The organism is Anabaena azotica SJ-1, assembly GCF_047275885.1.
GTDB lineage: Bacteria > Cyanobacteriota > Cyanobacteriia > Cyanobacteriales > Nostocaceae > Trichormus_B > Trichormus_B azotica_A.
The window spans coordinates 4,672,133-4,697,332 of the sequence record NZ_CP178454.1; the positions used below are offsets into that span (position 1 = coordinate 4,672,133).

The window sequence follows — 25,200 nt, forward strand, 5'->3', positions numbered from 1 at the left end:
AGGGTGAAAATGTCAACATTTCATAATATGTTCCATCCAATGAACATAACTGATTTGTTGACACATACAAGCTTGAAGATAGCGGAATTTATCTAACATCTTTTCACCCCATTCTTTCGGAACAGAGACAAGTTGTAAAATCAGATAAGCGATGAGACTAGCATAGATTTGAATGGCAATACCATTAACATTTTTGGTAATTAATCTATCCAGTTTTAAGTGCATCTTTAAAAATTTCCATAACAGTTCAACTCCCCACCGTAAACGATAAATATCTCTGATTTCATCATCTGTAACTGCTGCCTCTCCATCGGCAGGTAAATTCGTGACTAACCGAAATTCAGTTTTCGTTTCTAAATCACAAAAATTAATTACCCTGTAAGCGGGAGCATCGGTCGATGAACCGATTTTGACTAATCCAGTTTCTGATTCAAATTCTAGTTTCCAATTATTCTTAATTCGCACTACAAAATATTTGTCTTTTTGCACTAACTCTTGCATAAAATTTAGCCCCGCAAATCCTCTATCCATTACCCCAACTGCATCTGGTGGTAAATTAGACATCATTGATGAACCGAATTTATAATCATGGTCATGACCAAAATTTATCAAATTATCTTCTGGACTGCCTGTTGACAGATTAAGGGAACTAAACAGTTTTACTTGATGATGACCTAGCACCCATAGCAACTTACTTGTCAATGTAATAATTGTTGAATCAATTGGACATATTGCATATTTATCATGTAACTTTTTGTGGACTTTATTCTGGACTAATTGATTTAATTGATGATAAATTTTCTGGAATACTTCTTGACTTCGATGAGTGTTGGCTTTGGAAAATGTGGAAATATCTACATCAAATCCTGTATTATTTAATCGTTTAAATAAATCCCGCATACTCGTTAAGCTATTATCCAGAGCATAAGCCAACCAACACTCAACAAAAAGACGGCTGTTCAAAACAGGATAATCATTTTTGGGTAGCCCTCCCAGGATATTTTTGACAATCTTGGGAAATGAGTTTATGATCATGGTTAATCAAAATATTTTAATCCTTCGCCCAAAATTTAACATATTTTGGGCTATTTTTATCAGGCTTTTATTAACATTCAACACTTCTGTGCGGGGATAAATCTGGTGTTAACTCGTTATCGTACCAGTTCGGCTGGGTTGTCATCGAATTTGTATCGCATGGAAGCGGGTTGGAATCAACTAGTCCAAAAGGCGAAAATCTATGCTCCGCAATTAGTTGAGGATCATTTTGCTTTAGCTCAAGCTCTGCATTTGCGTTATCTGGCTCGACGGGCTTTTCGTTTGCATTTACCTGCTGAAGTGGGGGTGGATTTTATGACCCGTGCTTTGGCTTCTGATTGGCGGTTGTTATTTCATCAGCCACGACGGAGTTTATTGACTTTGATAGCTGTGTTTGGGGTTTGGGTAATGGAGAAGATTTTTTTCACGCAGAGGAAGCGCAAAGTCACAGAAAGAGATGTCTATTAACAACTCAAAATTTATCTCTTTTCCCTACTCCCCTGCCCCCCTGCCCCTCTGCTCCCCTGCCCCCTGCTCCCTATCACCTATTAAGATCATGCCTAAAATATCTGTGATTATTCCTGTTTATAATTCTGAAAGTTCGGTTGCGGAAACACTGGAGTCTGTCTTAGAGCAAACTTACCGCGACTTGGAAATTATTATTGTTGATGATGGTGCGACTGATAAAAGTATTGAAATTTGTCGGCAGTTTCAGGATGAACGAATTAAGATTATTCATCAAAAAAATCGTGGTTTAGCTGGGGCAAGAAATACTGGAATCCGTCACGCACAAGGAGAGTTTTTAGGTTTTGTTGATAGTGATGATATATGGTTGCCAGAAAAGTTAGAAAAACATCTTCAGCATTTGGAAAGTTGTCCTCATGTGGGAGTGAGTTTTTCCCGTTCTCGATTTATTGATGACCAAGGTAAACCTTTGGCAATTTATCAAATGCCTAAGTTAACAAATATCACTCCTGAATATTTGTTTTGTCGTAATCCTATTAGTAATGGCTCTTCGGTGGTAATCCGTAGGGATGTTTTGATGGATATTAAATTTCAAGGTAATTTTTATGGGGAGGTGGAAGATTTTTATTTTGATGATCGTTTTCGTCAGTCTGAGGATATTGAATGTTGGTTACGTATTGCTCTACAAACAACTTGGGTAATAGAAGGTATTCCCGAAGCTCTGACTCTCTATAGATTAAATAGTGGTGGTTTGTCGGCTAATCTTCTCAAGCAATATGAATCTTGGGAGCAAATTCTTGTAAAAACTAAACTCTATAATCCTGAGTTTATTAAGCAATGGGGTAATAAAGCGAGAGCCTATCAATTACGATATTTGGGACGACGAGCAATAAGAGCGCGATCGCCTAAAATAGCAGTTAGTTTATTACACCAAGCTTTGGCTACACATTGGCAGATTATTTTAGAAGAACCTCGACGCACTTTTATCTCTATGATTGCTGCCTATCTATTATGGTTTTTACCAAAATCTACCTACCAGTGGTTAGAGAAATTAATTATGCAAATCACTGGAACAAATCAGCAAAAACGTATTCAAAAAGAACAAATTAGTTAGTGAATAAATTCTTTTTAATACCAATCACCAATTACCAATTACCAATTATGACAATTTTATTAGTTTGTTCTTCTGGTGGACATTTTAAAGCTCTGCAACAATTACGTCCTTTTTGGGAAAATCAAGAGCGAATTTGGGTGACTTTTCGGACTGCAACGACAGAAGCTGAGTTAACTGGAGAAAAGGTTTATTGGGCTTATAGTCCTACCAATCGTAATCTTCCCAATTTGTTTAGAAATATGCTGTTGTCTTGGCGATTAATTAAGCAAACTCGACCAGATGTAATTATTTCCACTGGTGCTGGTGTTGCTGTTCCTTTTCTAATTTTGGGCAAATTATTGGGTAGTAAAACTGTATTTATTGAATCCGTTACTCGGATTAATACTTTAAGCTTATCGGCTAAGTTGGTTTTACCTTTTCTCAGCGTTTTATATGTGCAGTGGCCACAATTGCAAACCCGTTATCCTCAAGCTGAACTTGTAATTCCCCAAGAAATTTTCAGTATGAACTAATAGAATATATTGCCACGCATAAAAGTTATCAAACTACTGTTACCTTTCAAATTTTACCTATCTCAGCAAGCAACCTTTATTACCTTTCAAATTTATGATATTAGTCACAGTTGGCACAGAACAATATCCTTTTAATCGCCTCATGCAATGGATTGAGGTGTTGTTAAAAACGGAAATGATTCAGGATGAAGTGATTGTTCAGTATGGGAACTCCACTATTTTACCTGCGGGTGCAAAGGTTTACCGTTTTCTCAAGGAAGAGAAGTTTCAAGCTTTGATCAAGCAAGCGCGAATTGTGATTGCTCATTGTGGTGAGGGAACTTTGCTACTTTTAGATTCTTTGGATAAGCCTTATATTTTGGTTTCTCGTAGTCAGGAGTTTAAAGAACACGTTGATGATCATCAAGTAGAACTCGGTTTAGCACTATCACAAATGAATGTTCCTGTGGCTTGGTGTCCTGGTGATTTGGTGAGATTTATAGATGCTCCTAGAAAGGCTTCTATTGCAGATGTTTCTCATGCTAGTGCGATCGCTCTTTGTCAGAGTTTACAATCTCGCTTTGGTCAAACTATCAAGGATGATAGGTTACTGGTGACAGGTCAACGGTGACAAGAGATTAAATAACAAAACTTTAAATAGATAAAAATCATGACTGCTAAAATCAAAACCATTGCACCTTTAACAACTACTCGTTTTAATAATACGCTTTTGGTGCAGTTACCATGCCGATTAACTGTGATAGAAGCTGTGTCTTTTCGGAAGTATTTTCAAACATGGTTAGAAGATGTCAGTATTACTCAAATCATTTTAGATTTTGGTCAAACGACAATTATTGATAGTAGTGGTATTGGTTCACTGATTACTAATATCAAATCGGCAAAAGCTAAGAAAATTCACTTAACTGTGTGGAGTGTGAATCCCCAGGTGAAATTGGCGTTTTCCCTGGTTGGTTTGGATAAGATCTTGAATGTTGAACCTGATACCGAGGCAATTATTCCTACTGTAAGTCGCAAATCTCAACAGCGTCCACCTTTAACCCATGCTTCAGTGCGATCGCCCATTAAACGCGCAATTGACATTGTAGGAGCGATTTTAGGCTTGGGTGTGACTGCTGTACTGTTCGTTCCCATTGCGATCGCGATTAAAATTGATAGTCCTGGCCCTATATTGTTTAGTCAAACTCGTTGTGGTTGGATGGGACGACAGTTTCGTATTTGGAAGTTTCGCTCCATGGTGACAAATGCAGAAGTTCTCAAATCTACCATTACTAATCAAGCTTCTGGTGCTTTTTTCAAAAATGACAATGACCCCCGCATTACCCGCGTTGGTCGTTTTCTTCGCAAAACTAGTTTAGATGAATTTCCTCAATTTTGGAATATTCTCACCGGAGATATGAGTTTAATTGGTACTCGTCCACCCACTCCCGATGAATTAGAACAATATGATATTCTGAATTGGCAACGGTTTGATGTCAGACCTGGACTGAGTGGTGAATGGCAGGTTAATGGACGCTCAAAAATTCGTAATTTTGAAGATGTGATTAAACTGGATTTGCGCTACCAAGAAAATTGGAGTCTCAGTTACGATTTTAAACTTATCTTAAAAACATTTGTTGTGGTTTTCAACAAGGATTCAGGGGCTGTATAATATGCCTTTATTAATTTAAAACGTAAGTATTCAGCTATGAGCCATCAAAAGTAAGCTTTTTGGGGCTAATGCCAAAAATACCTACTTTGATCATGAACCAATTTCTCAAACATTCTGACTCCTGACTCCTGACTCCTGAATTCTTGCTTGAAAACAGCTTACCTTTTTAATAAATCTTCATGGATACAAATTTATTGCTCCATAATTCTCATCTACAAGTGGTCAGCGATATTGACGAAATGGCAACAGTTGTAGAATGGTTTGATCAATTCAGATATACACAGATATCTTATCAAATCTGGCTGGAAGGACAGACTGCTTTGCTGGAGGGTTTTACAAATGTAGTTCGTCATGCTCACCAACATCTTAGTCCTGAAACTCTTGTTGATTTAGAAGTACAAATATCCCCTGAATATTTCCAAATTCGCATTTGGGATCAAGGTGCTTTTTTCGATTTAGAAGCAGCCATGGAAAATGTCAATCAAGAAACTAGCCAAATTGAATTTAATCCTTTAGAACATGAATCTCAATGGGGTTGTATTTTTTTACTAAAGCTCAGAAAAGACTATGGCTGGACAATTAGTTACACCCGCACTTTGGATAATAGAAACTGCTTACTATTAAACAAAAAAATAGCTATTTCATAAAGCTAAATTCCTCAAACATACAATATCTTTTAGCCTTCCTGAAAATGGTGGTTAATTTATGCTTGTTGTGTGATACCTTTTCAAAGGTGTTGTGAATTAACATTACCAAAAACTCAAGATGTCTATTTCAGGTACATTTATGAATTCGCAAATAAAAGTGATTCAGCCTCAAGGTATTTTCAATAGCAAGAATGGTAATCAAGTTCGTCAAGAAGTGGAAGAACTTGTGGCATCAGATATCAACACTATATTGATTGATTTTCAAGATGTTACATTTATGGATAGTTCTGGTTTTAGTGCCTTGCTAATGACCCTAAAAACCGTTCGACAAAAAAATGCTAGATTGGTCATTTGTTCTATCAACGAGCAAATAAAAATGATCTTTGAGATGACTAACACAAATCAGATTTTTGAGGTGTTACCTAATCAGGCATCGTTCAAATCTGCTTAAGATTGTGTTCAGAAGTTGCCAAAACAGTGTAGAGTAGCTGGAAAGATAACTCACTCCTCTATTTCACACATCCATCTATGGATAGAAAAACGAAACGCTTGTTACTTCTTGTTGTTTCCTGTAGTGTATCTGGTGTCATTTTAGGCGGAACTTCTGGATGGGCAGAAAGCAAAATGTGCTTAAATGCTGATACCGTCACTAGCGAATGTCTGACCCAAAGCCAAGTAGAGAGAACTATTCAAGGCATGAGTACGGGATTATTAGCCGGTGCTGGGGCCGCTTTTGGTGCAGCCTGGAATCTAAGACACGAACCATAAGACACGAACCATAAGACAGGAAACAACAGACAGTGAACAACCCGATAAATGATGACTGATAACCAAATAACTGATCAAGATTAAAAGCGATAATTGCGATCGCCTATCCACATACTCGTTGGCACAGCATTACCTTGAGGATCAACTTTCACCTTTACAACTATTGGTGATCTCCGTCCATCTCTGTTTTGCTGTGTTTGCAACAGATCATTATTAATCTGCTGTCTTTGTTCTTCAGAAATGAAATAGTTTTCCAAACCGTAATTAATCAACCCATCTTGATAACTCCCTTTTAAAGCCACCTGGTTATTGGGTAAATACATGGGGCGATCGCTACTTATACGTACTGGTCTCCAAGCTCTAGGAACACTACGATTAAAATACTCTTGTTCTTGTAAAATCAAATACAAGATACTTCCTTGATTTATTTGTCCATTTCTCAGAGAATTTTGTCTTACCCAATCTCTCCAACCAGGTAATCGTCTCAAAGTCTCATTGCGGGAAATATTATAATCAAGGGACAAAGACGAACCCTGCAACAAATTATTAGAATATGCAGGTATAGTTTGCAAAATGACCGATTTACCAGTCACTTCCGTATACATAGCTTGGGTAGGAACTGCCAAAATTAATCCAATTTGCGCCATCAAAGGAGCAATTAATCGCCAAATCGGTAACGGCTGATTAGCTTTTTGTTCAGTAGCTATTAAGTAATCCCGAAAAGTTAATTTTTCAGAAAACTCTTTCTCTGGAGTTAAGGTTTTTTTAGGTTCAGGCGAGTTATTTGTCATAATAGATAATGGGTAATTGGTAATGGGTAATGGGTAATTGGTAATTGGTAATTGGTGATGATCAAACTCATTCCCTATTCCCTATTCCCTATTACTAATAGGATTTTTAACGCAGAGATTTAATATATCTGTTAATTCTAATTACACAGCTTCCCTACTGTTTCTTCACCGAAGTCCGTTCATGGAAGCGACGTTCAAACCAAAGACCCGCAGAAATTAGACCAGAACCGCACAATACAAACACTAGTGATCTAAACAATAAATCTGTATCGTACTCTAACACCCGGCTGATAATTTGCAGGATGAGCAATAGCATACCACACCAAAAGAATTGTCTATTACTTAACTTCATTCCTTCTTGCATCAATCCCCAAGCTAAAGTTGTCAACAGGACATTGAAAACAAAAATACCCAGTTCAGTAATGCGACCAATAGCTTGATGCCAAAAAGGTATGATCACAATAAAACTCAGAAAAATGGTAATGACCGTGATGGTAAAAAATACCTCTCTGCGTGTTCCATTACCTCGATGACGAAATAGAAATAACCATTGCAAAACTGCCAAACCGCTGAGAATTCCCAAATCAATTATCGGCAAAGATTGAAATACATTTGAGAAATTGTTTGGTGAATTACCATAACCATAACTGAAAGATTGCCACTGCCAACGGAAAGATAACAGATAAAAGACTACAGCAAAACATCCCAACGCTAAATTACGGGCTATGGGTTGAAACAACCTATAATTAATAGTGGGGAACAGCAAATCATCATAACTCCAAAATAATGCCGGTGGAAGTGCCAATGCAAAAGACGCTACCCAAGGTACTACATCAGAAAAAGTTAGCAACGGTAAGGGGTTAAGATTGTATTGCAAGGAAAGAGTAAAAGCAACCGCAGCTAATACAAAAATCACCCGTGAACGACAAATATAGGCTAAAGGTACAAATAGCAACCATGAAATCAAGGGCATATGCCGCACTGCTAAACGCGCCCAATTCAAATCACTCGGAGAAGACCAAAACTCTCTTAATCCTATCCAATAGCCGATTTGTACAAGAACAATAGCCAAAACCCCTAAAGAATTGAGGGATAGACTATAAGCCATCACTAAAACACCAAAACCCCAGGCCAAAAACAACTCAGAAGCTGAACCGCTAATATTGAATATTTGCGCCATCAGCAATAAAGTTGCCCCTAAAATAAAGGCGCTGAGAATTAGTAATGCTTCTCCTAGTAAGCGTTTACTACGTTGTTGTTTTTTATCTTCACCTTTACCTTTAGCAAGTGTAGGTTCTCTCCAAGTCAAAAAACCAGTGATAGCAGTAGACAAAAACAAACTCATTAACAAGATAAACTTGACTTCTCTTGACCATGTTTGCCAATTTGCTGCTACAAAGATAATTACACCTAAAACTAAAAGCAAGCCACCTACAGCAATGGCTATTAGCCCAGAACTCTCTTTTGCAGCTGCTTCTATTTTGTTAAATTGATAACGGTCTGCAATCTGCTGGTATTGGGAAGAACTAATAAGTCCTTCATCCCGCCAACGTTGTGCTTCTTGGCGTAATTTCTGCGGAAAATTATCTAAGATCATGACCTCTCCGGTGCAATGGGTTAATTTAACAAGTGCCAAAACACGGTTAGCTTCTAGCCATAAGCCAGAAGCCTCGCCGGACGCGCTTAAAAAACGCAATCTCAATGGTGGTCATTATATTTTCAGTATGCAGCCAAATACCTTGATTGCATTGTTCTGGTGTAACAGTTTCAATAGTGTTCTAATTAGCTAAAATTACCGAATTTTCAAATATGGAAAACCCTTCCAATTTATTACTTAAAGTTTCTCGTCGTTTATTTGATCATGTCGATCAACAAGCAAGATTTATTGAAGCTTTAGTTAATCCTCAACCTTTTTCGCCTTGTATTTTGTGGTGTCATGAAAAACCAGAAATTCCGCCTTTTGCAGCAGAAATACCAACACCTTGGCAACCCCAATTTGTAGACCGTTTACATATTGAAGAAAAACCAGGTAAACATCCCTTACATCAACAAGGATATTTTTATTGTTTAGATTTTTCGTCTGTATTTGCTGCTTCTATTTTGTTAACTATCAATCAACCAGTACCTTTAGTGTTTGATATGTGTGCTGCACCAGGGGGTAAAGGTATTTTTGCTTGGAAAGCATTAAAACCTGATTTACTGCTCAGTAATGAAGTCATTGGCAAGCGGTTAGGAATGCTAATTTCTAATTTGAAACGTTGCCAAATTCATCCTAGTGGTGTAGTAAATCGGGACTCTAGTATTTTTGCAGAGGTGTTATCACAATCTAGCGATTTAGTGATAGTTGATGCACCTTGTACTGGTCAATCTTTATTAGCTAAAGGTGAAAAAGCACCGGGATGTTTTCATCATACTTCAATTAATAAAAGTGCAAATCGTCAAAAACGCATTATTGCTAATTCAGCACAATTAGTTGCACCACAAGGTTATTTAGCTTATATGACTTGTACTTATTCTCCAGAAGAAAATGAGGAGGTATGTGAATGGTTATTAGAAAAATTTCCCCATTTTCAAGCTGTGGAAGTTAGCCATTTATTAAGTTATCAATCCCATTTAACTACCATTCCTTGTTATCGGATGTTTCCACAAGATGGTTTAGGTGCTGGTGCGTTTACTGTGTTGTTTAAAAATATGGCTGAAGGGGAGAGTAACAAGGTGAGTTTAGAAACTATAACTTCTATGTGTAAATATTATAGTTTCACAAAAACGGAATAAAGCAGAGAGCAGGGAACAGGGAACAGGGAACAGGGAACAGAGTTGAAAGTCTTTTAGTGTATGGATTTTTGATGTTAATTGTGTATCTCATTCAAGTGCATACCGCTATAAAGTATCAACTTGTCTGCAAAGCACAAGAAATAATGTGTACTTGTTTCCATCTGTTACTGACTAGTCCTTATGACTTTAGCGTGGGATCTTTAAGCGCCCGACGAGCTAATTTGACATAAGTTTTAACGGTTATATAAGGCATTTCTAAGTCTTGGGCTATGACCTGCAATGATTCCCCCATTTCTCGCCGTGCTAAAATCGTAGCCCAGGTGGAGGCAATTTTGTCAGCACGTTCTCCTCCTGTACGTTTGCGTTGTGCGGTGAATATTGCTGTTAATTCATCAATGCGTTCTCCCAGTAGGTTGGTTAATACCCCAGAAGGTGTGGTTTGTTCTGCTTCTACCCAGTCTAGGCGAGTTTGTCCTAGTCCAAAGGTGGTTTTGTGTCCTGTTCCGCAGTAGGGAGCTAGTTGGACTAAAGCATAAAACAATTGGGTAAATTCAGAGTTGGCTAAAGCTGGTTTACTTAAGCCACAGGACATTGCTCCGGTGAATCCAGTTACTGAACCCCTTTTACCTGCTGCTACTTTCACCGATTCTAAACGGTGCTGGTGGATGATGACATTTTCATCTATCCATTCTAGAAAAGCTTCTTGTTCTACAGGTGTTCCTGAAAAGTCATTCCAACGTCGGAGGTAGCTGTGGAAAAGATTGACGGGAACTGGAAGGGGGAAATGATGACCTTTGCGGCGAAAGCTGGTGGGGGAGACAAAGCTCAAGCTGATATCAGAATATTTATTTGTAGGTGAGTTTAGCAGTTGACTGTAGGTGGTAGGTGGATGGATAATCTGCACCTGTTTAATTTGCAATGGTGCGTTTCTTAATTCTAGAATCGGTGGTAATTGGGTTAACCATTGACTCAAGAACTGAACCACGGGTTGGGAAATGGCGTTGACGTGCCAGTGGTATGTTTGGTTTGCTTGTATTTGCAGTTGTTTACCACTGGGAAGTAATTGACCTTCGAGGGCGGAAATGTTGAAGGGTTTTTCTGATTCACCATCATGGAGATAGGCCGAAAGGTGGGGGTTGAGTTGGCGTACTTGGTCGAGAAACCAAGCGTGAAGTCCAATGGTGTATTGGGAGTAAAGGGAAGTGGTGCTGGTTGCTTCCAGGTCAAAGACTAAACCCACTAATTCCGTGTCATCTGCCCAGGATAGCGGGGTGTTTGCGTGGGTTTTGCGTTTGCTGGATGTAGCGGCTCTTGGCATGGTTAGGATGCTACATAAGTGATGTTGAGTATTTTACTTGATTTCCGTCCCCTGGTGGGGATTAAATAGTTTTTGCAGAATTTCATCTACTATATCGGTTTGAAGAATGTGAGGAGCGATCGCTTACATTTTACTCCTTTCCCACTCAAAGAATATGGATTAAATGAACCGCGAAGACGCAAAGGACGCGAAGGAAGAAGGAAGAAGATATGTAATCTTACACTGGGAAGGGAGTAATTCTCATCTGCCTGTGTTTTCATGAAATAACCAGACAGCAGTGGTTTCAGGACAATGGGTGAAAATATGTTCTGAACACTGGCTGATGAATCTCGGTATGACTTCAGTATAGAATATCTTGGAATAGGCTGCTTCCAGTGCCATGTATGATGTGGTGATTGGTTGGAGATAAAAGCTGTGACTATTTACAGAATTAAGTTCAGGACTTACGCGAGATATAACTGCAACCTTGTGGTTTTTGTGTTGACACATAAGTTAGCACATATTTGCGGTGCGATCGCCATTTTTGATCCAAAACTGGGTAAAGAGGTGATTTCTATCACTCACAACTCTGCATATCAACTGAGAGAATTGATTGATATTTGATTGATAAAACAGATAGTTATAGCCGTTAATAATTTCTATGACAACGTATCACATTGATTTAGAAAGCGATGTTTTGAAGGTTAGGTTTGGAAAACCGGCTAATGGCGACCAAGTAATTAAGGATGCAGCGGTACGTTTAGAGGAGATGGTGGCATCGGGTGAACTTGCGGGAGGAAAGTTATTAAAAATTGATGGACCGGCATCTGTGGCGGTTAGTTATGTGATTGCACATAAGATATCTCAGCTTTATGGTGCGATCGCTATTTTTGACCCGAAGATTGGCAGACCAGGATACAAGACTTTCATTATAGCGATTTCCCAAACTCCAGCATACAAGATAGGTGAACTGATTGAAACGGATGAACCACACAAGAATAAGCCCATTATCAAGGTTGTGCTTTGTGGTCCCCCACAGTCTGGTAAATCATGTCTGCGTGAGGGTTTAAAGCAAGCTATCACTAGTATTGAAGGCGCACCCTATCCTTATGTGATTACGGCTTGTCCTGATGGTGAAGGTGCTTGGTTTTCTGATGCTGCACGGCGAGATTCTGATTTAGCTAGACGGCTGAAGGATGAGTATAAAGCTAAGTTCACTCCTGAGTTTGCCCAAAAAGCGGCTGGTTGGGTACGGTGTGCTAATACACCACTAAATATTATTGATATAGGTGGGAAAATTACTGAAAGCAATCGGGTGATTGTGCGTGAAGCTACTCATGCTGTGATTTTAGCTGGAGATAGGGGGAAGGATGAAGTTCCTTTGTGGGAACAGTTTTGTCGGGATTTGAATATACCTATCATTGCTAATCTTGATAGTGATTATCATGGTAATGAGGATAAAATTGTTACGGAGTCGCCTTTGTTGACTGGTAGTGTTCATTACTTGGCACGGGGTGAGGATGTTTCATCTCGTCCGATGGTACAGGCTTTGGCGCGGGTTTTGGTGGGGTTGTGTAGGGGTTAGTTTTGAAGTTTTAGTGAGAAAAAGATTTATGGTGACAAGTTCTCAGGTTGCGTTACAGGTTATTCAACAAGCGATCGCGCTTTTGGCAAAATGGGCTGAATGTGATCATCCTCATTTAGATAGTGAGTATCCAGAAGTTACAAGAGCAAAGACAATATTAGGTTGGAATGAAAATACAAAAGTTGGAGTATTACGCTTGTTGTTTGACAGTGTAAATTTATCTGATAACCCAATTAAAGAACCATCAGAAACTCATTACCATGAACTAACAGCTATTGAAAATAAAGACGAAGGCTATCCGACAATACCTTATCCATTGAATTACAAACCTGATCAAGAAGCGCAGGAAGTTTTTAAAGCCCAAATTAATCAGGAACTTGACAAATATCTCAAAAATAGTTGGCAAAATCTTTCTTTATTAATTCTCATATTAGAAAAATTTGGTTCATGTCTCAGCTTTGGAGAATCTGATGTAGCTTTTGTAGACATGGCAAGAACTACAGCAGCAGTCGCATCAGCATTGGTAAATAATTCTGAATCTGAGAATATTAGTTTAATTGCTGGTGATTTATCAGGCATTCAAAAATTTATTTATACCATTTCTTCTGATGGGGCATTAAAATCACTTCGTGCTAGAAGTTTTTATTTAGAGTTAGTTACAGAAGAAGTAGTACAACAGCTTCTAGAAGAATTAGAGTTACCACGAACCAGTATTATCTATGCAGGTGGGGGTAATTTGTACCTACTAGCTGTGGCTACAAAAAAAACAGGGGCAAAGGTTAAAGAAATTCAGTGTAGGTTTAATAAATGGCTTAAAGATCAATTTCAGAGCAAAATATTCTTAGCTCTTGATTGTCGAGATTTTCCTACTAGTGATGTAGCGAATAATAAATTTTCATGTCATTGGAATCAAGTTATTCAGCAACTCAATCAGCAAAAAATGCGTAAATTTGATACACAAATAAATGATTTACTTGCGTTGCGTGATAGTTTTGGTGATCGCTGTCGTGTTTGCCATAGAGACGATACAACAGATTTAAAACAGTTAAATACTGAAGAAGAGGATTCTGTTCTTGCTTGCCCAACTTGTCGTGAAATGTTCCAGCTAGGAAGTCAGTTATTTAAAACTAAGGCTGTTGTACGTTCTCATTGTGATGATATACCAAATAAGCAATATAAACTTTCTCTTCAAGGTAGTTTTCACTACTTTCTTTTGGAGGAAGCACCAAAACAAAAAATCCAAAATAATGAAACACTATTTTTAATCAATAACTGGAACATCAATGAATATTATTCTTCTAATTCCGTACCGCTTCTATTGGGTAATTATGGTAAAGAAAGTTGTGAAAACTCAGGAAATTTTATCCGCGCTCATGAATTAGCAAAAAAATCAGAAGGAATCAAAAGAGTTGGCTATCTACGCATGGATGTAGATAATTTAGGAAAAATATTTGCTAAGGGATTGGGTGATAATCATACCTTACCAAGACTTGCAGGATTATCACGTCAGATGAGTTATTTCTTCAAAGCATATCTAAATAGTTTAGCTAAAAATAGAGTTATTAATTTACCTAATAATGCTAAATATTTAACCGCTGAATCTAATGATAAAGCATCTCCTCGGTTGAATCTTTTATTTATTTATGCAGGTGGTGATGATTTATTTGTCAGTGGTTCTTGGAATGAGGTAGTTGAATTTGCTTTCGATATTTACCAATCTTTCCGAGCTTATACAGGCCATAATCCAGATATTACACTTTCAGGAGGTATAAGTATTAATGATGTGAAATATCCTCTTTACCAATCTGCGGATGATTCAGGTGCATCTGAAAAGGCTGCAAAAGCAAATGAGCGAGATAGTTTAGGTTTATTTGGAGCAGTTTTTAAGTGGGATGAATGGATAGGAAGAACTCATGTATTAACTGGTGATATTCAAGTTATTTCAAAATCTAAATCATATATTAATAAAAAAGAGCATTTGGGATTATTTGGAATTTTACCTTTTGTGGATAAGTTGTTAAATCATCCTGATTTAGATTATCCTGAGAGATTCATCCGCAATCTTTTGATAACTGCTGAAGTTCAAGAATTAGCATTAAAGGAAGCAAAGGAAGAGCAAAAAAATGATATTAAATACTTTCTCCATTTACCAAAATTAGCTTATGCTATGTCAAGATTACCTGCAAAGTTACGGAATCATGAAGATTTTGCACCCATTCGGCGGTCTTTTATGAGTCCATATAATGCGCCTTATTTTCGGGCAATAGCAACTTGGATTGAATTAATTACGAGAACACAAACATGACAAAAGAAGCAGTACCAGCACCTGTTAAACGTGATAAAGAATCTTCAGTTTTCAAGGCAGATGCAAAAAAAACAGAAAATATCAGTCATGAAATGCTGAAATTTATCACATCTGATGATTTAAAAGTTCTGAAGGATTATCCAATTCGTAAATTAGTTGAACACGCTCAGGTTTTTGGACCCGAACTTAAAAGACAAAGGTTAGAAACAAACCAGATTCGCAAATTTTTAGATGCTATAAATCGTCTAAAGGCAAAATATGGTCAGGATGATGAAGAAATTGAAAAGTCTGATATGAGCGAAGACGAGAAAGAAGAGGCAAGATTTGCAAAAATTAAAGATGAAATAATTTTGCTCAAGCCTAAACTTGCCTATGCAGCCGCACGACAAGATGCTGTCAAATCATTGAGTAAAGTCATGTCAGCCGCAATTGATAAAGTACACACAAAAGAAGATTTTAATCGTCTTGTTCAATTAATTGAATCAATTATTGCTTATCACAAAGCAGAGGATGGAAAGTAATCATGTCAGCATCAATTCAACAAAAACCATTTTTTGGTAAATTACGTCTCACAAGCACACTCCTCGTAGAAACAGGTCTACATATTGGCGGTGGTGGAGAAAATCTTGATATTGGTGGACTGGATAAACCTGTAATTCGTGATCCAATTACTCGATATCCGTACTTACCAGGATCATCTATCAAAGGTAAATTACGCTCAATTCTGGAACGCTTGCTTAATAAACCACTAAACCGTACAGGTGGAAGCGGTACATACCGCTACGAAAGTGATGATTTAGAAGATGGCTACACCGAAATTGATGGACAAGATATCCCATATCAAGGCGCTCGCAGTTGTCAACTTAGCCGGATTTTTGGCTCTACAGGTGGTCCAGGAAGTGAAGCAAAAACTTGGATAAAAACTTCCATTGTGAAAGCTCAAGGTTTAGAAGAAAAGGGTACTAAGATTATTAATGGTGAAGAATACACCAGCACTAAAGGTCGGAATGCACCTGCTCGATTAATTGTTCGTGATAGTCATCTTTTAACAACCTCAGCCGAAAAGCTGAAGAAAATTGACACTGGGTTATATATGACCGAATGGAAATTTGAAAATAGCTTGGATCGAATTACAGCAGCAGCTAACCCAAGACAATTAGAACGAGTACCAGCAGGTTCTGAGTTTTGTTTTGAGTTAGTTTACACAGTTGAGGATACTATTCAAGCAATCGAAGATTTAAAGAATTTAGCGATCGCAGTTGCCATTTTAGAGGATGACGCTTTGGGGGGACATGGCTCAAGAGGCTATGGGAAAGTCAAATTTCAGAACTTTCAATTTTCCTACCATGATATAGAGCAATACCGTCAGGTTGTCAGCGGTGAAACAAACTTTCTCAGTCCCATTTCTCTGGGTGACACCTCAGAATTATTAAGCAGATTTAGTGAAATTCAGGGATTACTACCAGGGAGTTGAGCTAAACATGAGTATTTGGAAGTTAGCAAGGCTCAAATTTGGGCGAACCCTTGCCCATTTTGGTGAACTAGGAATTGGGCTAGAAAATACCGCTGAAAGAGTACCATCAGACACTTTATTTAGTGCTTGGATCAGTGCTTATGCAAAACTTTTTGGTGGAGATGCTGCTACAAACCTTTTAGAGCAATTTAACACTGAATCAGAAGCACCGTTTCGCCTGAGTTCTACTTTTATTTATCAGCAAATAGAAGAAAAACTGATTTATTACTTACCTCGTCCCTTAAACTTTCCTCCCAATTACCCAGTTGGAGATGACTTAGATTTTACTAAAGCCTATAAAGGTTTGAAGTATTTACCTTTAGAAATTTGGCAACGTTGGTATCAAGGAGAGGGATTCACAGATAGTGAAGAATTAAAAGCGAAAATTAAAGGTGAGACTGATGGAGATTTAGCTAAAGCTGGTACTTTTGATTACAGTAAAGCATTTGAATTTACTAAAGTTCCCAAAATTGCAGTTGATAGAGTCACGAGAGCAACAAACATCTACAATACGGGATTTGTACAGTACACATGGAAACAAAAAGATAAACAACCTGAAGATGAAGATGTTGAAAGCCTATCAGGTTTGTATTTTCTAATTAATTTCTCAGATCCAGATTTAGAAAATACCTTTTTTGCGGTTTTAGATTTTCTGGGAGGTGAAGGTATTGGTGGAGAAAGGTCTAGTGGAGCAGGTCAATTTAAGGTAGAGCGAGATAAATTAGCTCCACTTTGGCAACAAATTATTGATTTTAATGATGGCAATTGTCACAGTTTAATTAGTTTGTTTTGGCAACACCCTTTACCTAATGAATTATTGAAAAATGCAAGTTACGAACTACAACAAAGGGGTGGTTGGCTGGCTTCTTCTTCTTCCAGTGGACGACAATTGCGACGTAAATCAGTACAAATGTTTACTGAAGGTTCTGTGTTTTCAGTTATGCCTCAAGGACAACTAGCTGATGTAACTCCTGGTAAATGTACAGATCAACTTGATAAAGTTATAGGTCACAGAGTTTATCGCAGTGGTATTTGTTTAAGTCTGCCAATTAAAATACAGGGGAATAATAATGGTTGCATCTAAAAATATTCTCTATAAACCAGAGGTATATGAAACTAAACAGATTCAAATTAGCAGCCCTATTTTGCATATAGGTTCTGCTGTAAGTAAACTGAGTCCCTTTGAATATGTTGCAGATAGTAAGCGAGTTTATTTACCTAACCAAGAAGCACTTGCTAGAGCGTTTAAAGAGCAAGGACGATTAAACGAATATATTCGGAGAATTGAAGCACAGGAAGACTTAACTTCACTGCTGGAAGTAACTTTTGGAGATGACTGGCAAAATGCTAAAAACTCGCATGGAGAAGCTATTTTTCCTAAACATACCAGTAGCTTGAGATGGACAGGACAGAAAATAACTGAACTTCGTCCAATGATTCGTAATGGCTTTGGACAGTTTTATATTCCTGGTTCTTCAATTAAAGGCGCAATCAGGACTGCGATCGCTTATCATTTACTCAAGTACGAAGAAAAATACCAAGTAGCAGAAACAAATAGAGTTAGTGAAATAGAAAAAAGATTAGGAGAAAGATTAGAAACCGGATCTAAGTTTTCAGAAAAGGAGAAAAAATCTTTATCAAAACCGCTAATGAAGAGTTTATTCTCAGACTTTATCCTTAGCGATGGTGATAATCCTATTGGTAAAATCGGCGATGCTAATACAGACTTTATGAGAGCAATTCATATTACTGATACTCAGCCACTTTTAGAAAAAAGAATACCTGACAACAGGGGAAAGTATCGCTTTTTAAATCTGCCTATTGTAGCCGAAGCTATTGTTTCTAGTCATTTTTCAGACTGGAAAGCAAAATATAAAGCACCTATTTACGCTGAAATGGTGAAAAATGTCCAAACTCAGTTCACCATCAGCCTAGATCAGAAAATGTTATCTTGGTTTAAACATACACAAGGTATAGATATTCCTTTTCCTTTCAATAATATTGATGACATACTAAAAATTTGTCAAGAATTTGCCCAAGATCAGTGGGATGAAGAACACTATTACTGGCAATCGGTTCAAAATAATCCTTATGCTAAAGATACAAATCGTCAACCTATAAATTTAGATTTCAATACCATTCGAGATTTTTATCAGCCAGAAAAGTGTCCTTATAATCTTAGGATAGGTTGGGCAAGTGGAATGAATGGCACAACAGTTAATTTATTATTTGATCCCGAATTAAGGAAAGATATTCGTGATAATTGTAGTTCCAAAGATGCACCTGGTTTTGAATCTCCAAAATCTAGGCGGGTTGTAACTATATCTAGCAGAGAAATTAAGTTTGTACCAGGTTGGGTCAAGTTTAAGGTACTCTAACTATGCTAATCAATTCGACATTCACATTAACTGTATCCACATCAACAATTTTACCTCGTTGCTATGGGTTAGAACTCATCAAACAACTACATCAAAAACTACACTTGGAAATGGGAAATGAAATAATACCCTCCATTTCCTGCTCAGGAATAACAGGTTATTATTTAATATCCAGAGATTTTATCACCTTCCATCCAAATGAATTTTATCAATTATCCCTATGTGGCTTAAATGAAACATCAGCTAAAGCCATTTCTCATCTAAATCTTTCCGATTCTCTAGAATTCCTCGGTGCAAAGTTCAACATTATCAATCGTGAAGATGAAATTACCAGCTATGAAGAACTCTATACAAACTTAGTAGGGAATGAACCAGAACCAGTGAGACGCTTTGAACTGCAATTTATCACTCCTACAGCTTTTTCTCAAGGTACAACAAAGTTACCGCTACCTGTACCTACATTAATGTTTCGCAGTTGGTTGGAACGCTGGAATAATTTTGCACCTGTTTATTTAGGAGGTGATGAATTAATTGCTTATCTTAACGACGCTGTTGTACTCAAAACTCACAAGATTCAAACGCGAAGTTATCAATTAAGTAGAGGTTTTATAAATGGATTTATTGGTGATATAAGTTTACAAGTTTTAAACCGTGCTGATCCTTTATTGGCAAATGTGGCTGATTTATTAGTTCAATATGCGCGGTTTTCGGGTACGGGGATAAAAACCCGGTTGGGTATGGGTCAGACATTAGTTAAAGAATCTAATTAGTAAATTAAGGAGATAATCATGAGAAGAATTATTACATTTTTAGGTATCTTTACCAAAGAAACCACATATAGTTTTGAAAATAAAATTTATAAAGGAGAGGTTTTTCAAAAAGCATTACGTGAATTTTGTGATTATGATTCTATGTTAGTTTGTGTCACAATTGGAGCAAAAGAAAAAGCGTTTCCTATTTTAGAAGAGTTGAATGATTCCAGAATTGAAGCGGTAGATATACCCAATAATCAAACCACAGAAGAAATGTGGCAAACTTTTAAAATTATTACTGAAAAAGTTAATGAAAATGATTCTGTGATTTTTGATATTACTCATGGACTCCGTTCTTTACCTTTTTTGGTATTTTTATTTGCTGCTTATTTAAAAGCCGCCAAAAATGTTAAAATTGAAGCTATTTACTATGGGGCTTTAGAATTATCTCCTTTAAATAATGGTATAGCTCCTGTAATTGATTTATCAGAATTTATCTCGATGATCGATTGGATTACAGCAACAGAGTATTTTGTAGAACTGGGAGACGGACAAGCACTCGCAAATTTACTCAAAAATGCTATTCCATCTGGTATTGAACTACGTGATAATCCTGCTAGTAGACCATTAAGAAGTCAGTTAGAAAAAACTGTCAAAAGTATTGAAAATATTTCATTGGCTTTGAATGTAACTCGGCCAATTGAAACTATGGAATCAGCTACTAAGTTAGAAGAAATATTAAAACAAGCAGCACCGAGCTTTGCTGAACGTGCTAAACCTTTTTCATTATTGTCAGAAAAAGTTGTTAAAGAGTATGGACAATTTGCTTTAGAAGATCCAACTGATCAAGCAGCATTGGCTGAAAATTTATGGTTACAGTTGCAAATGATTGAGTGGTATATTCAGCGAGATAGAGTTGTACAAGCAGTAACTCTAGCGCGTGAGTGGTTAATTTCTGTATTGGTGCTGAAGTTTGATGAATTGATGTTTGATAATGCAAACAGTCGAAGGCCTGTGGAGAATGCCATAAATAATGCAGTTGAAAAGCGTAAATCATCACCTCGTCCCATCACTCCTAGTCATTGTGATGAAAAATTTGCAATTTTGCCACAAGCAGATGAACTGGTCAACATTTGGAGTCAAATGGTTGAACTACGCAATGATATTGCTCATGTAGGTATGAATCTTAACCCCAAATCCGCTTCAAAGCTCAAAGGGAAGGCTGTATCACTGTATCCACAATTACAAAAACTTGGACAGGAACTATTACCAGAGAGAATAACTATATAGATATCACAGGCTTAAGTAAATATGAAATAGCGATCGCACACACGCACCCCCACAACCCCGCCCAAATAGCGATCGCACCACCACCTCCCTCACCCATTCCCTTATAACTAACAATTTTAAAGATAGATTATCGTAAAGATATAAACCCTAATGATATAAAACCATGACTCTCACTAAAAACAGGCTCACCTTTGATCAATTCCTAAATTACGACTTTACTGAAGAAGGTCGCTATGAACTTGTAGATGGAGAAATTATGCGGATACAAGCAACCAGAAAACATGATAATATAGCAGATTTTATCACCAGAAAATTTGATATCGAAGTTGAAAACCGCAATCTCAACTATCGAGTATCAGGAAGAATTACAATTAGAACATTAACTACAAATGGTAAAGAACAAGGTCGTGTTCCTGATGTTAGCGTCGTAGATAAAGACCTGTGGGATGCTAACTTATCCGCTTACACTGCTTTCGTTGAACCATTACAATTAGCAGTAGAAATAGTTTCCACAAATTGGGAAGATGATTATATTGATAAACTTGATGAATATCAACGTTTAGGAATTTCCGAATATTGGATTGTTGATTATTTAGCTATTGGCAGTCGTAATTATTTAGGAAATCCTAAAGAACCAACAATTTTTGTCTATATTCTTAATGAACAAGGTATTTATCAACCAAATGCTTATAAAGGTACAGATAAAATTATTTCCCCTACTTTCCCCGAATTAAATCTCACAGTTGATCAAATTTTTGCAGCATAAATATAATCAAAGTTAAATACATTATTAGAGGATATTTGAAAAGTGGTTGCTGATGTATTAAAAACTTTAGATCCTCCTAAATCCTCCTTAGAAAGCTATCCATTACCCACATCTTTTTTAACATTTAGAAGTAAAAACTGATTAAAAATAATATGACTAACTATCATCAAAAAAACGTCGTCATTATCGGTGGAGGACCGGCGGGATTAGCCACAGCCTTAATGTTAGCCAAAAGAGGCTGGAAAGATATTACAGTTCTTGAAAAAAGACCATCAGCAGATTATTACGAACCAGATAAATCATTTAGTTATCAAATTGATGGTCGAGGACAGAAATTAACTGATTTATTAGATATAACTGATAAATTAGCCGATTTGAGCGTTCCTAATACTGATTTTTACTTTACTATTATTCAAAAAGACGGCACACGCAAAACCACTAAATTACCTATTGCTGATTCTAAACGCAAAACTGCCTACTGGTTGCCAAGAGCATCTTTTGTAGAGTTACTTTACCAAGAAATTTATCAATTTTGGCAAGATTCGATTCAGGTTTTCTTTAATACTGAATGTCTAGAAATTAAACAACATCCAGAGTATTTAGAAATAATTACCCAATCTCAAAATGGGGAACAATTAACTTTTATCCCTAATTTAATCGTAGGTTGTGATGGTTTAAATTCTATTGTACGTCACACACTGCATGAAATGGAAGGTGAATCTAATTTATTTGCCATGCAAAAATTTCCTTCCCCCAGTGCTGGGTTAAAATACAAAGTTCTCAGCTTACCTCCTCAATTTCCCCTGTCAGAACAAGCAGGAGATGTAGCACAATCAACAATGGCTTATGCTATTAGGTCTGCTTTTAAAGAGCGTAAAAAAGCAATTTCTTTAGGTTTGTTGCCATTTAAAAATCCCCACCAACCAAGAACTGCAAATATTATTACCTACCCAGAACATCAAATCTGGCAATTAGAAACACCGGCAGCAGTTGCAGAATTCTTTAAAGCAGGATTTCCTCAGCTTCCTATAGAAAAAATTATTACTCCTGAAGAAATAGCTAGGTTTACATCCAGTGATGGAGGTAAGTTTCCTATGCCTCAATATTGTTCAGGATTGTATCAAATTTTTGGTAAACCTGAAGATAACCAAGGAACAGCCGTAATTTTATTGGGAGATGCGGTTCATTGTTTTCCTCCTGACATTGGACAAGGTGTTAATTCAGCTTTAGAAGATATCTATGTTTTTCAGGAAACTTTAGCAGCAACAGAAGATAATCTTTCTCAAGCACTTCCTCGCTATCAAAATCTACGTCAAGCTGATATTAAAGCCTTAATCCGCTTGGTACAAATTAGTTATCCTTGGCAATATAATCAAGACCAATTACAGAAAAAATTGTGGAGTGTTAACTTTTTTGTTCGCTTAATTTTGAATCGTTTATTGCCGTTTTTATTCAATTCCCATTCGTTCTTATTAATTCAGAATCATGAACTATCTTATTCAGAAATTCTCGCTAAAAGTCAAAGAACTACTCAATTTTTAGCGATGTTGGGGGGGTTGGCAATATTGATTTTAATTTGGAGTCTTAGCAGTTGTTTTAAAAGTTTCTGGCTGTGACTTTAGGCACTTATTGATAGCGAAGCGTGGCGTAGCCATTCCCCCCTAAATCCTTTAAAAAGGTGGCAACTAGAATCAAAGTCCCCCTTTGCAAGGGGGATTTATGGGGATCTAAAAGTTATTCATTTCATGGCTAATAGCTAAAGTTTACTAAATTAAACTATCAATTTCTTGGTATTTTTAGTTATCTTTAGATGACTTTTGCTATTAGACTGGGAATTCATTCCTAGTGGGGTTATCGATTTTACGTTAAGTTGACACCAATGAGCAATGCTAAACCCTTACCCGCGCATTTGTATCATTATGAAAGTGAAACGGTATGACGCACCCTACAATAGATTTTTGGTGTGACACTCACCCTGAAAGAGGAGTGTATGGAGTACGTCACACTATGCGGTATACCATTCTGGAGTCAGCTTATCTGCATCAGCTATAGCAGCCTCAGTTGCTAGAGTTCCATCCATATTCCAAATTTTGTCTGCGCTACCTTGTTGATCTCTCCAGTAAACATCGGTTTTACCATCACCGTTGAAATCACCAAGAGATGCTGTCAAACCGGGGCTATTGCTGGGTAGGAAGGCTTCTGAACTAACGTTTGTACCATCCATCAACCAAGCGGTATTTTCACCAGTTGTAGCATTGTGCCAGAAAATGTCTGTCTTGCCATCACTGTTGAAATCACCAATTTTAGCATTCCAATCTGCGCCCAGGGTGTTAACGGTACCTTCAGTAACGAAAACGCCGTTCATTGTCCAAATTTTGTTTTCACCGCTTGCGGTGTTGCGCCACAAAATATCTGTTTTGTAGTCACCGTTGAAATCACCAAGGGTAGTAGTCCAGGACGCATCCTGTGCTTGTAAATCATATTTGGTGGCTTCGCTACCATCCATGAACCAAGCGGTATTCTCTCCGCTGGTATTGTTGCGCCAGAAGATATCACTCTTGCCATTACCGTCGAAATCAACGATGGTTGCAGTTAAGGCTACATCAGTGGTTTCGAGAATAGTTGCACTAGTTACGGTTGTACCATCCATCTGCCAAATGGCGTTCTGACCTGTTTGGCCATTATGCCAGAAGATATCGGTTTTGCGATCGCCATTAAAATCGCCTATGTTAGCACTCCAACCTGGATCTACTCTGTCTAAGGTCAGAAAACTAGCAACTTTTGTTCCATCCATTAACACAACTACATTCTCGCCAGTTTGTTCGTTGCGTAGCAAGAAGTCGGTTTTATTATCGCTGTTGAAATCAGCAGTTTTATAAGACCAAGTCTTTAAGTCATATTGACCTAAAGAAGCCTGTTCAACAATTTGTGTACCGTTCATCAGGCGAACTAAAATTTCACCTGTTTGTACATTCACCCACATTTTATCTGTTTTACCATCTCCATTGAAATCAGGAACAATGGCTGCACTAGTTAAATAAGGATTAGGATTAGGGTTAGAACTGCCTACAGGTGGCAATGTTGGTAAAGAATCCGTTGGCATTTGGGGAAATAATGGTTCATTTTCCAGTGTGCCAGCAGAACTTCTATTAGCCGTTGAAGTATTAAGAGATGTTGTCAAAACTTCTGTTTTTTCTAGGGATTCTTTTGCCCAACTACTTGTATCTAAAGATAAGGCTGATTTATTCTCAAACATGGCGTGTTTTTATGTGTAATTAATATAAAGTTTTAGTTGATTTAAAAACAAGATTCTGTAAATGACAAACATTTGTTTAAATATTTTTGGATAAATGTCATTATTTTTAGATATTTTCTTCATGTTTTTAACTACTTTTAATTTTCAACAAAAGTAATATATGAGCAATCAAAAAAACTTTTATTTTTTATTTATCAATGTCATTATTTAGGCATAAAATCCTGTTTTGTTGACAATCTCGTGTTTAGGAGAGAGGAACTTCTGATTCAGACAAATTAAAAATTGGCTAAAATAATGAGGATT

25 protein-coding genes are annotated in these 25,200 nt (G+C 37.2%); 20 read left to right on the forward strand and 5 right to left on the reverse strand.

Annotated features, from left to right (window positions below; all coding sequences use genetic code 11):
* Positions 1-12 precede the first annotated feature (12 nt).
* A complete protein-coding gene (locus tag ACLLO5_RS20240) occupies positions 13-1,035 on the reverse strand; it encodes an IS4 family transposase (RefSeq protein ID WP_413171541.1) in 1,023 nt (340 codons plus the stop codon).
* A 45-nt stretch (positions 1,036-1,080) separates the two neighbouring features.
* Between ACLLO5_RS20240 and ACLLO5_RS20245 the strand changes: the two genes are divergently transcribed.
* The 8 genes from ACLLO5_RS20245 to ACLLO5_RS20280 all read left to right on the forward strand — a co-directional run bounded on the left by ACLLO5_RS20245 (position 1,081) and on the right by ACLLO5_RS20280 (position 6,189).
* Positions 1,081-1,503, forward strand: a complete 423-nt coding sequence (locus ACLLO5_RS20245) for a hypothetical protein (RefSeq protein ID WP_413172286.1) — start codon at positions 1,081-1,083, stop codon at positions 1,501-1,503.
* A gap of 88 nt (positions 1,504-1,591) precedes the next feature.
* Positions 1,592-2,614, forward strand: coding sequence for a glycosyltransferase family 2 protein (locus tag ACLLO5_RS20250; RefSeq protein WP_413172287.1), 1,023 nt, complete (start codon positions 1,592-1,594; stop codon positions 2,612-2,614).
* Positions 2,615-2,661: 47 nt separating this feature from the next.
* A complete protein-coding gene (gene pssD, locus ACLLO5_RS20255; protein ID WP_413172288.1) occupies positions 2,662-3,126 on the forward strand; it encodes a PssD/Cps14F family polysaccharide biosynthesis glycosyltransferase in 465 nt (154 codons plus the stop codon).
* 94 nt (positions 3,127-3,220) lie between these two features.
* Positions 3,221-3,736, forward strand: a complete 516-nt coding sequence (locus ACLLO5_RS20260; RefSeq protein WP_413172289.1) for a glycosyltransferase — start codon at positions 3,221-3,223, stop codon at positions 3,734-3,736.
* A 39-nt stretch (positions 3,737-3,775) separates the two neighbouring features.
* On the forward strand, positions 3,776-4,774 hold the full coding sequence (locus tag ACLLO5_RS20265; protein ID WP_413172290.1) for a sugar transferase: 999 nt from the start codon (positions 3,776-3,778) through the stop codon (positions 4,772-4,774).
* Between the two features lie 179 nt (positions 4,775-4,953).
* A complete protein-coding gene (locus ACLLO5_RS20270) occupies positions 4,954-5,421 on the forward strand; it encodes an ATP-binding protein (protein ID WP_413172292.1) in 468 nt (155 codons plus the stop codon).
* Between the two features lie 139 nt (positions 5,422-5,560).
* Entirely contained in the window at positions 5,561-5,872 is a 312-nt protein-coding gene (locus ACLLO5_RS20275) for an STAS domain-containing protein (RefSeq protein WP_413172293.1), read from the forward strand.
* A 77-nt stretch (positions 5,873-5,949) separates the two neighbouring features.
* Positions 5,950-6,189, forward strand: a complete 240-nt coding sequence (locus ACLLO5_RS20280; RefSeq protein ID WP_413172294.1) for a hypothetical protein — start codon at positions 5,950-5,952, stop codon at positions 6,187-6,189.
* Positions 6,190-6,269: 80 nt separating this feature from the next.
* Here the strand turns inward: ACLLO5_RS20280 and ACLLO5_RS20285 are convergent, their stop codons facing one another.
* A complete protein-coding gene (locus ACLLO5_RS20285; protein ID WP_413172295.1) occupies positions 6,270-6,980 on the reverse strand; it encodes a GDYXXLXY domain-containing protein in 711 nt (236 codons plus the stop codon).
* 154 nt (positions 6,981-7,134) lie between these two features.
* Positions 7,135-8,577 (reverse strand): DUF2157 domain-containing protein, encoded by a 1,443-nt coding sequence (locus ACLLO5_RS20290; protein WP_413176145.1) that lies wholly within the window; start codon positions 8,575-8,577, stop codon positions 7,135-7,137.
* Between the two features lie 212 nt (positions 8,578-8,789).
* On the opposite strand from ACLLO5_RS20290, the gene ACLLO5_RS20295 reads away from it, so the two are divergent.
* Positions 8,790-9,755, forward strand: a complete 966-nt coding sequence (locus ACLLO5_RS20295; protein ID WP_413172296.1) for an RsmB/NOP family class I SAM-dependent RNA methyltransferase — start codon at positions 8,790-8,792, stop codon at positions 9,753-9,755.
* A 178-nt stretch (positions 9,756-9,933) separates the two neighbouring features.
* On the opposite strand, the gene cas6 (ACLLO5_RS20300) is transcribed toward ACLLO5_RS20295, so the two are convergent.
* Complete coding sequence (gene cas6 / locus ACLLO5_RS20300; RefSeq protein WP_413172297.1) at positions 9,934-11,073, reverse strand: CRISPR-associated endoribonuclease Cas6; 1,140 nt, start codon at positions 11,071-11,073, stop codon at positions 9,934-9,936.
* A gap of 477 nt (positions 11,074-11,550) precedes the next feature.
* On the opposite strand from cas6 (ACLLO5_RS20300), the gene ACLLO5_RS20305 reads away from it, so the two are divergent.
* The 11 genes from ACLLO5_RS20305 (at position 11,551) to ACLLO5_RS20355 (ending at position 23,257) form a co-directional block, all read left to right on the forward strand.
* Positions 11,551-11,676, forward strand: coding sequence for a hypothetical protein (locus ACLLO5_RS20305; RefSeq protein WP_413172298.1), 126 nt, complete (start codon positions 11,551-11,553; stop codon positions 11,674-11,676).
* A 37-nt stretch (positions 11,677-11,713) separates the two neighbouring features.
* Complete coding sequence (locus ACLLO5_RS20310) at positions 11,714-12,637, forward strand: CRISPR-associated protein Csx3 (protein ID WP_413172299.1); 924 nt, start codon at positions 11,714-11,716, stop codon at positions 12,635-12,637.
* A gap of 28 nt (positions 12,638-12,665) precedes the next feature.
* Complete coding sequence (gene cas10, locus ACLLO5_RS20315) at positions 12,666-14,942, forward strand: type III-A CRISPR-associated protein Cas10/Csm1 (protein ID WP_413172300.1); 2,277 nt, start codon at positions 12,666-12,668, stop codon at positions 14,940-14,942.
* A complete protein-coding gene (gene csm2 / locus ACLLO5_RS20320; protein WP_413172301.1) occupies positions 14,939-15,463 on the forward strand; it encodes a type III-A CRISPR-associated protein Csm2 in 525 nt (174 codons plus the stop codon). Before cas10 ends, csm2 begins: the two co-directional genes overlap by 4 nt.
* A 2-nt stretch (positions 15,464-15,465) precedes the next feature.
* On the forward strand, positions 15,466-16,416 hold the full coding sequence (gene csm3 / locus ACLLO5_RS20325; RefSeq protein ID WP_413172302.1) for a type III-A CRISPR-associated RAMP protein Csm3: 951 nt from the start codon (positions 15,466-15,468) through the stop codon (positions 16,414-16,416).
* A gap of 7 nt (positions 16,417-16,423) precedes the next feature.
* Entirely contained in the window at positions 16,424-17,539 is a 1,116-nt protein-coding gene (gene csm4 / locus ACLLO5_RS20330; protein WP_413172304.1) for a type III-A CRISPR-associated RAMP protein Csm4, read from the forward strand.
* A complete protein-coding gene (gene csm5 / locus ACLLO5_RS20335) occupies positions 17,526-18,833 on the forward strand; it encodes a type III-A CRISPR-associated RAMP protein Csm5 (protein ID WP_413172305.1) in 1,308 nt (435 codons plus the stop codon). Before csm4 ends, csm5 begins: the two co-directional genes overlap by 14 nt.
* Before the next feature lie 2 nt (positions 18,834-18,835).
* On the forward strand, positions 18,836-19,603 hold the full coding sequence (cas6, locus tag ACLLO5_RS20340; protein ID WP_413172306.1) for a CRISPR system precrRNA processing endoribonuclease RAMP protein Cas6: 768 nt from the start codon (positions 18,836-18,838) through the stop codon (positions 19,601-19,603).
* Positions 19,604-19,621: 18 nt separating this feature from the next.
* A complete protein-coding gene (csx2, locus tag ACLLO5_RS20345) occupies positions 19,622-20,875 on the forward strand; it encodes a TIGR02221 family CRISPR-associated protein (RefSeq protein WP_413172307.1) in 1,254 nt (417 codons plus the stop codon).
* A 163-nt stretch (positions 20,876-21,038) separates the two neighbouring features.
* Entirely contained in the window at positions 21,039-21,641 is a 603-nt protein-coding gene (locus ACLLO5_RS20350; RefSeq protein WP_413172308.1) for a Uma2 family endonuclease, read from the forward strand.
* A gap of 152 nt (positions 21,642-21,793) precedes the next feature.
* Complete coding sequence (locus ACLLO5_RS20355) at positions 21,794-23,257, forward strand: FAD-dependent oxidoreductase (RefSeq protein ID WP_413172309.1); 1,464 nt, start codon at positions 21,794-21,796, stop codon at positions 23,255-23,257.
* Positions 23,258-23,646: 389 nt separating this feature from the next.
* On the opposite strand, the gene ACLLO5_RS20360 is transcribed toward ACLLO5_RS20355, so the two are convergent.
* Positions 23,647-24,897, reverse strand: coding sequence for an FG-GAP repeat domain-containing protein (locus ACLLO5_RS20360; protein ID WP_413172310.1), 1,251 nt, complete (start codon positions 24,895-24,897; stop codon positions 23,647-23,649).
* Between the last annotated feature and the right edge of the window lie 303 nt (positions 24,898-25,200).

Excerpts from the sequence above, each read along its gene's own strand:
- ACLLO5_RS20290 (WP_413176145.1), bottom strand. The coding sequence starts at position 8,577 with ATGATCTTAGATAATTTTCCGCAGAAATTACGCCAAGAAGCACAACGT.
- ACLLO5_RS20240 (WP_413171541.1), bottom strand. The coding sequence starts at position 1,035 with ATGATCATAAACTCATTTCCCAAGATTGTCAAAAATATCCTGGGAGGG.
- csx2 (WP_413172307.1), top strand. The coding sequence starts at position 19,622 with ATGAGAAGAATTATTACATTTTTAGGTATCTTTACCAAAGAAACCACA.
- ACLLO5_RS20295 (WP_413172296.1), top strand. The coding sequence starts at position 8,790 with ATGGAAAACCCTTCCAATTTATTACTTAAAGTTTCTCGTCGTTTATTT.
- csm4 (WP_413172304.1), top strand. The coding sequence starts at position 16,424 with ATGAGTATTTGGAAGTTAGCAAGGCTCAAATTTGGGCGAACCCTTGCC.
- ACLLO5_RS20270 (WP_413172292.1), top strand. The coding sequence starts at position 4,954 with ATGGATACAAATTTATTGCTCCATAATTCTCATCTACAAGTGGTCAGC.
- ACLLO5_RS20275 (WP_413172293.1), top strand. The coding sequence starts at position 5,561 with ATGAATTCGCAAATAAAAGTGATTCAGCCTCAAGGTATTTTCAATAGC.
- ACLLO5_RS20260 (WP_413172289.1), top strand. The coding sequence starts at position 3,221 with ATGATATTAGTCACAGTTGGCACAGAACAATATCCTTTTAATCGCCTC.
- ACLLO5_RS20280 (WP_413172294.1), top strand. The coding sequence starts at position 5,950 with ATGGATAGAAAAACGAAACGCTTGTTACTTCTTGTTGTTTCCTGTAGT.
- ACLLO5_RS20265 (WP_413172290.1), top strand. The coding sequence starts at position 3,776 with ATGACTGCTAAAATCAAAACCATTGCACCTTTAACAACTACTCGTTTT.
- csm3 (WP_413172302.1), top strand. The coding sequence starts at position 15,466 with ATGTCAGCATCAATTCAACAAAAACCATTTTTTGGTAAATTACGTCTC.
- csm2 (WP_413172301.1), top strand. The coding sequence starts at position 14,939 with ATGACAAAAGAAGCAGTACCAGCACCTGTTAAACGTGATAAAGAATCT.
- cas10 (WP_413172300.1), top strand. The coding sequence starts at position 12,666 with ATGGTGACAAGTTCTCAGGTTGCGTTACAGGTTATTCAACAAGCGATC.
- ACLLO5_RS20310 (WP_413172299.1), top strand. The coding sequence starts at position 11,714 with ATGACAACGTATCACATTGATTTAGAAAGCGATGTTTTGAAGGTTAGG.
- ACLLO5_RS20355 (WP_413172309.1), top strand. The coding sequence starts at position 21,794 with ATGACTAACTATCATCAAAAAAACGTCGTCATTATCGGTGGAGGACCG.
- ACLLO5_RS20285 (WP_413172295.1), bottom strand. The coding sequence starts at position 6,980 with ATGACAAATAACTCGCCTGAACCTAAAAAAACCTTAACTCCAGAGAAA.
- ACLLO5_RS20350 (WP_413172308.1), top strand. The coding sequence starts at position 21,039 with ATGACTCTCACTAAAAACAGGCTCACCTTTGATCAATTCCTAAATTAC.
- ACLLO5_RS20250 (WP_413172287.1), top strand. The coding sequence starts at position 1,592 with ATGCCTAAAATATCTGTGATTATTCCTGTTTATAATTCTGAAAGTTCG.
- cas6 (WP_413172306.1), top strand. The coding sequence starts at position 18,836 with ATGCTAATCAATTCGACATTCACATTAACTGTATCCACATCAACAATT.
- pssD (WP_413172288.1), top strand. The coding sequence starts at position 2,662 with ATGACAATTTTATTAGTTTGTTCTTCTGGTGGACATTTTAAAGCTCTG.
- ACLLO5_RS20360 (WP_413172310.1), bottom strand. The coding sequence starts at position 24,897 with ATGTTTGAGAATAAATCAGCCTTATCTTTAGATACAAGTAGTTGGGCA.
- cas6 (WP_413172297.1), bottom strand. The coding sequence starts at position 11,073 with ATGCCAAGAGCCGCTACATCCAGCAAACGCAAAACCCACGCAAACACC.
- csm5 (WP_413172305.1), top strand. The coding sequence starts at position 17,526 with ATGGTTGCATCTAAAAATATTCTCTATAAACCAGAGGTATATGAAACT.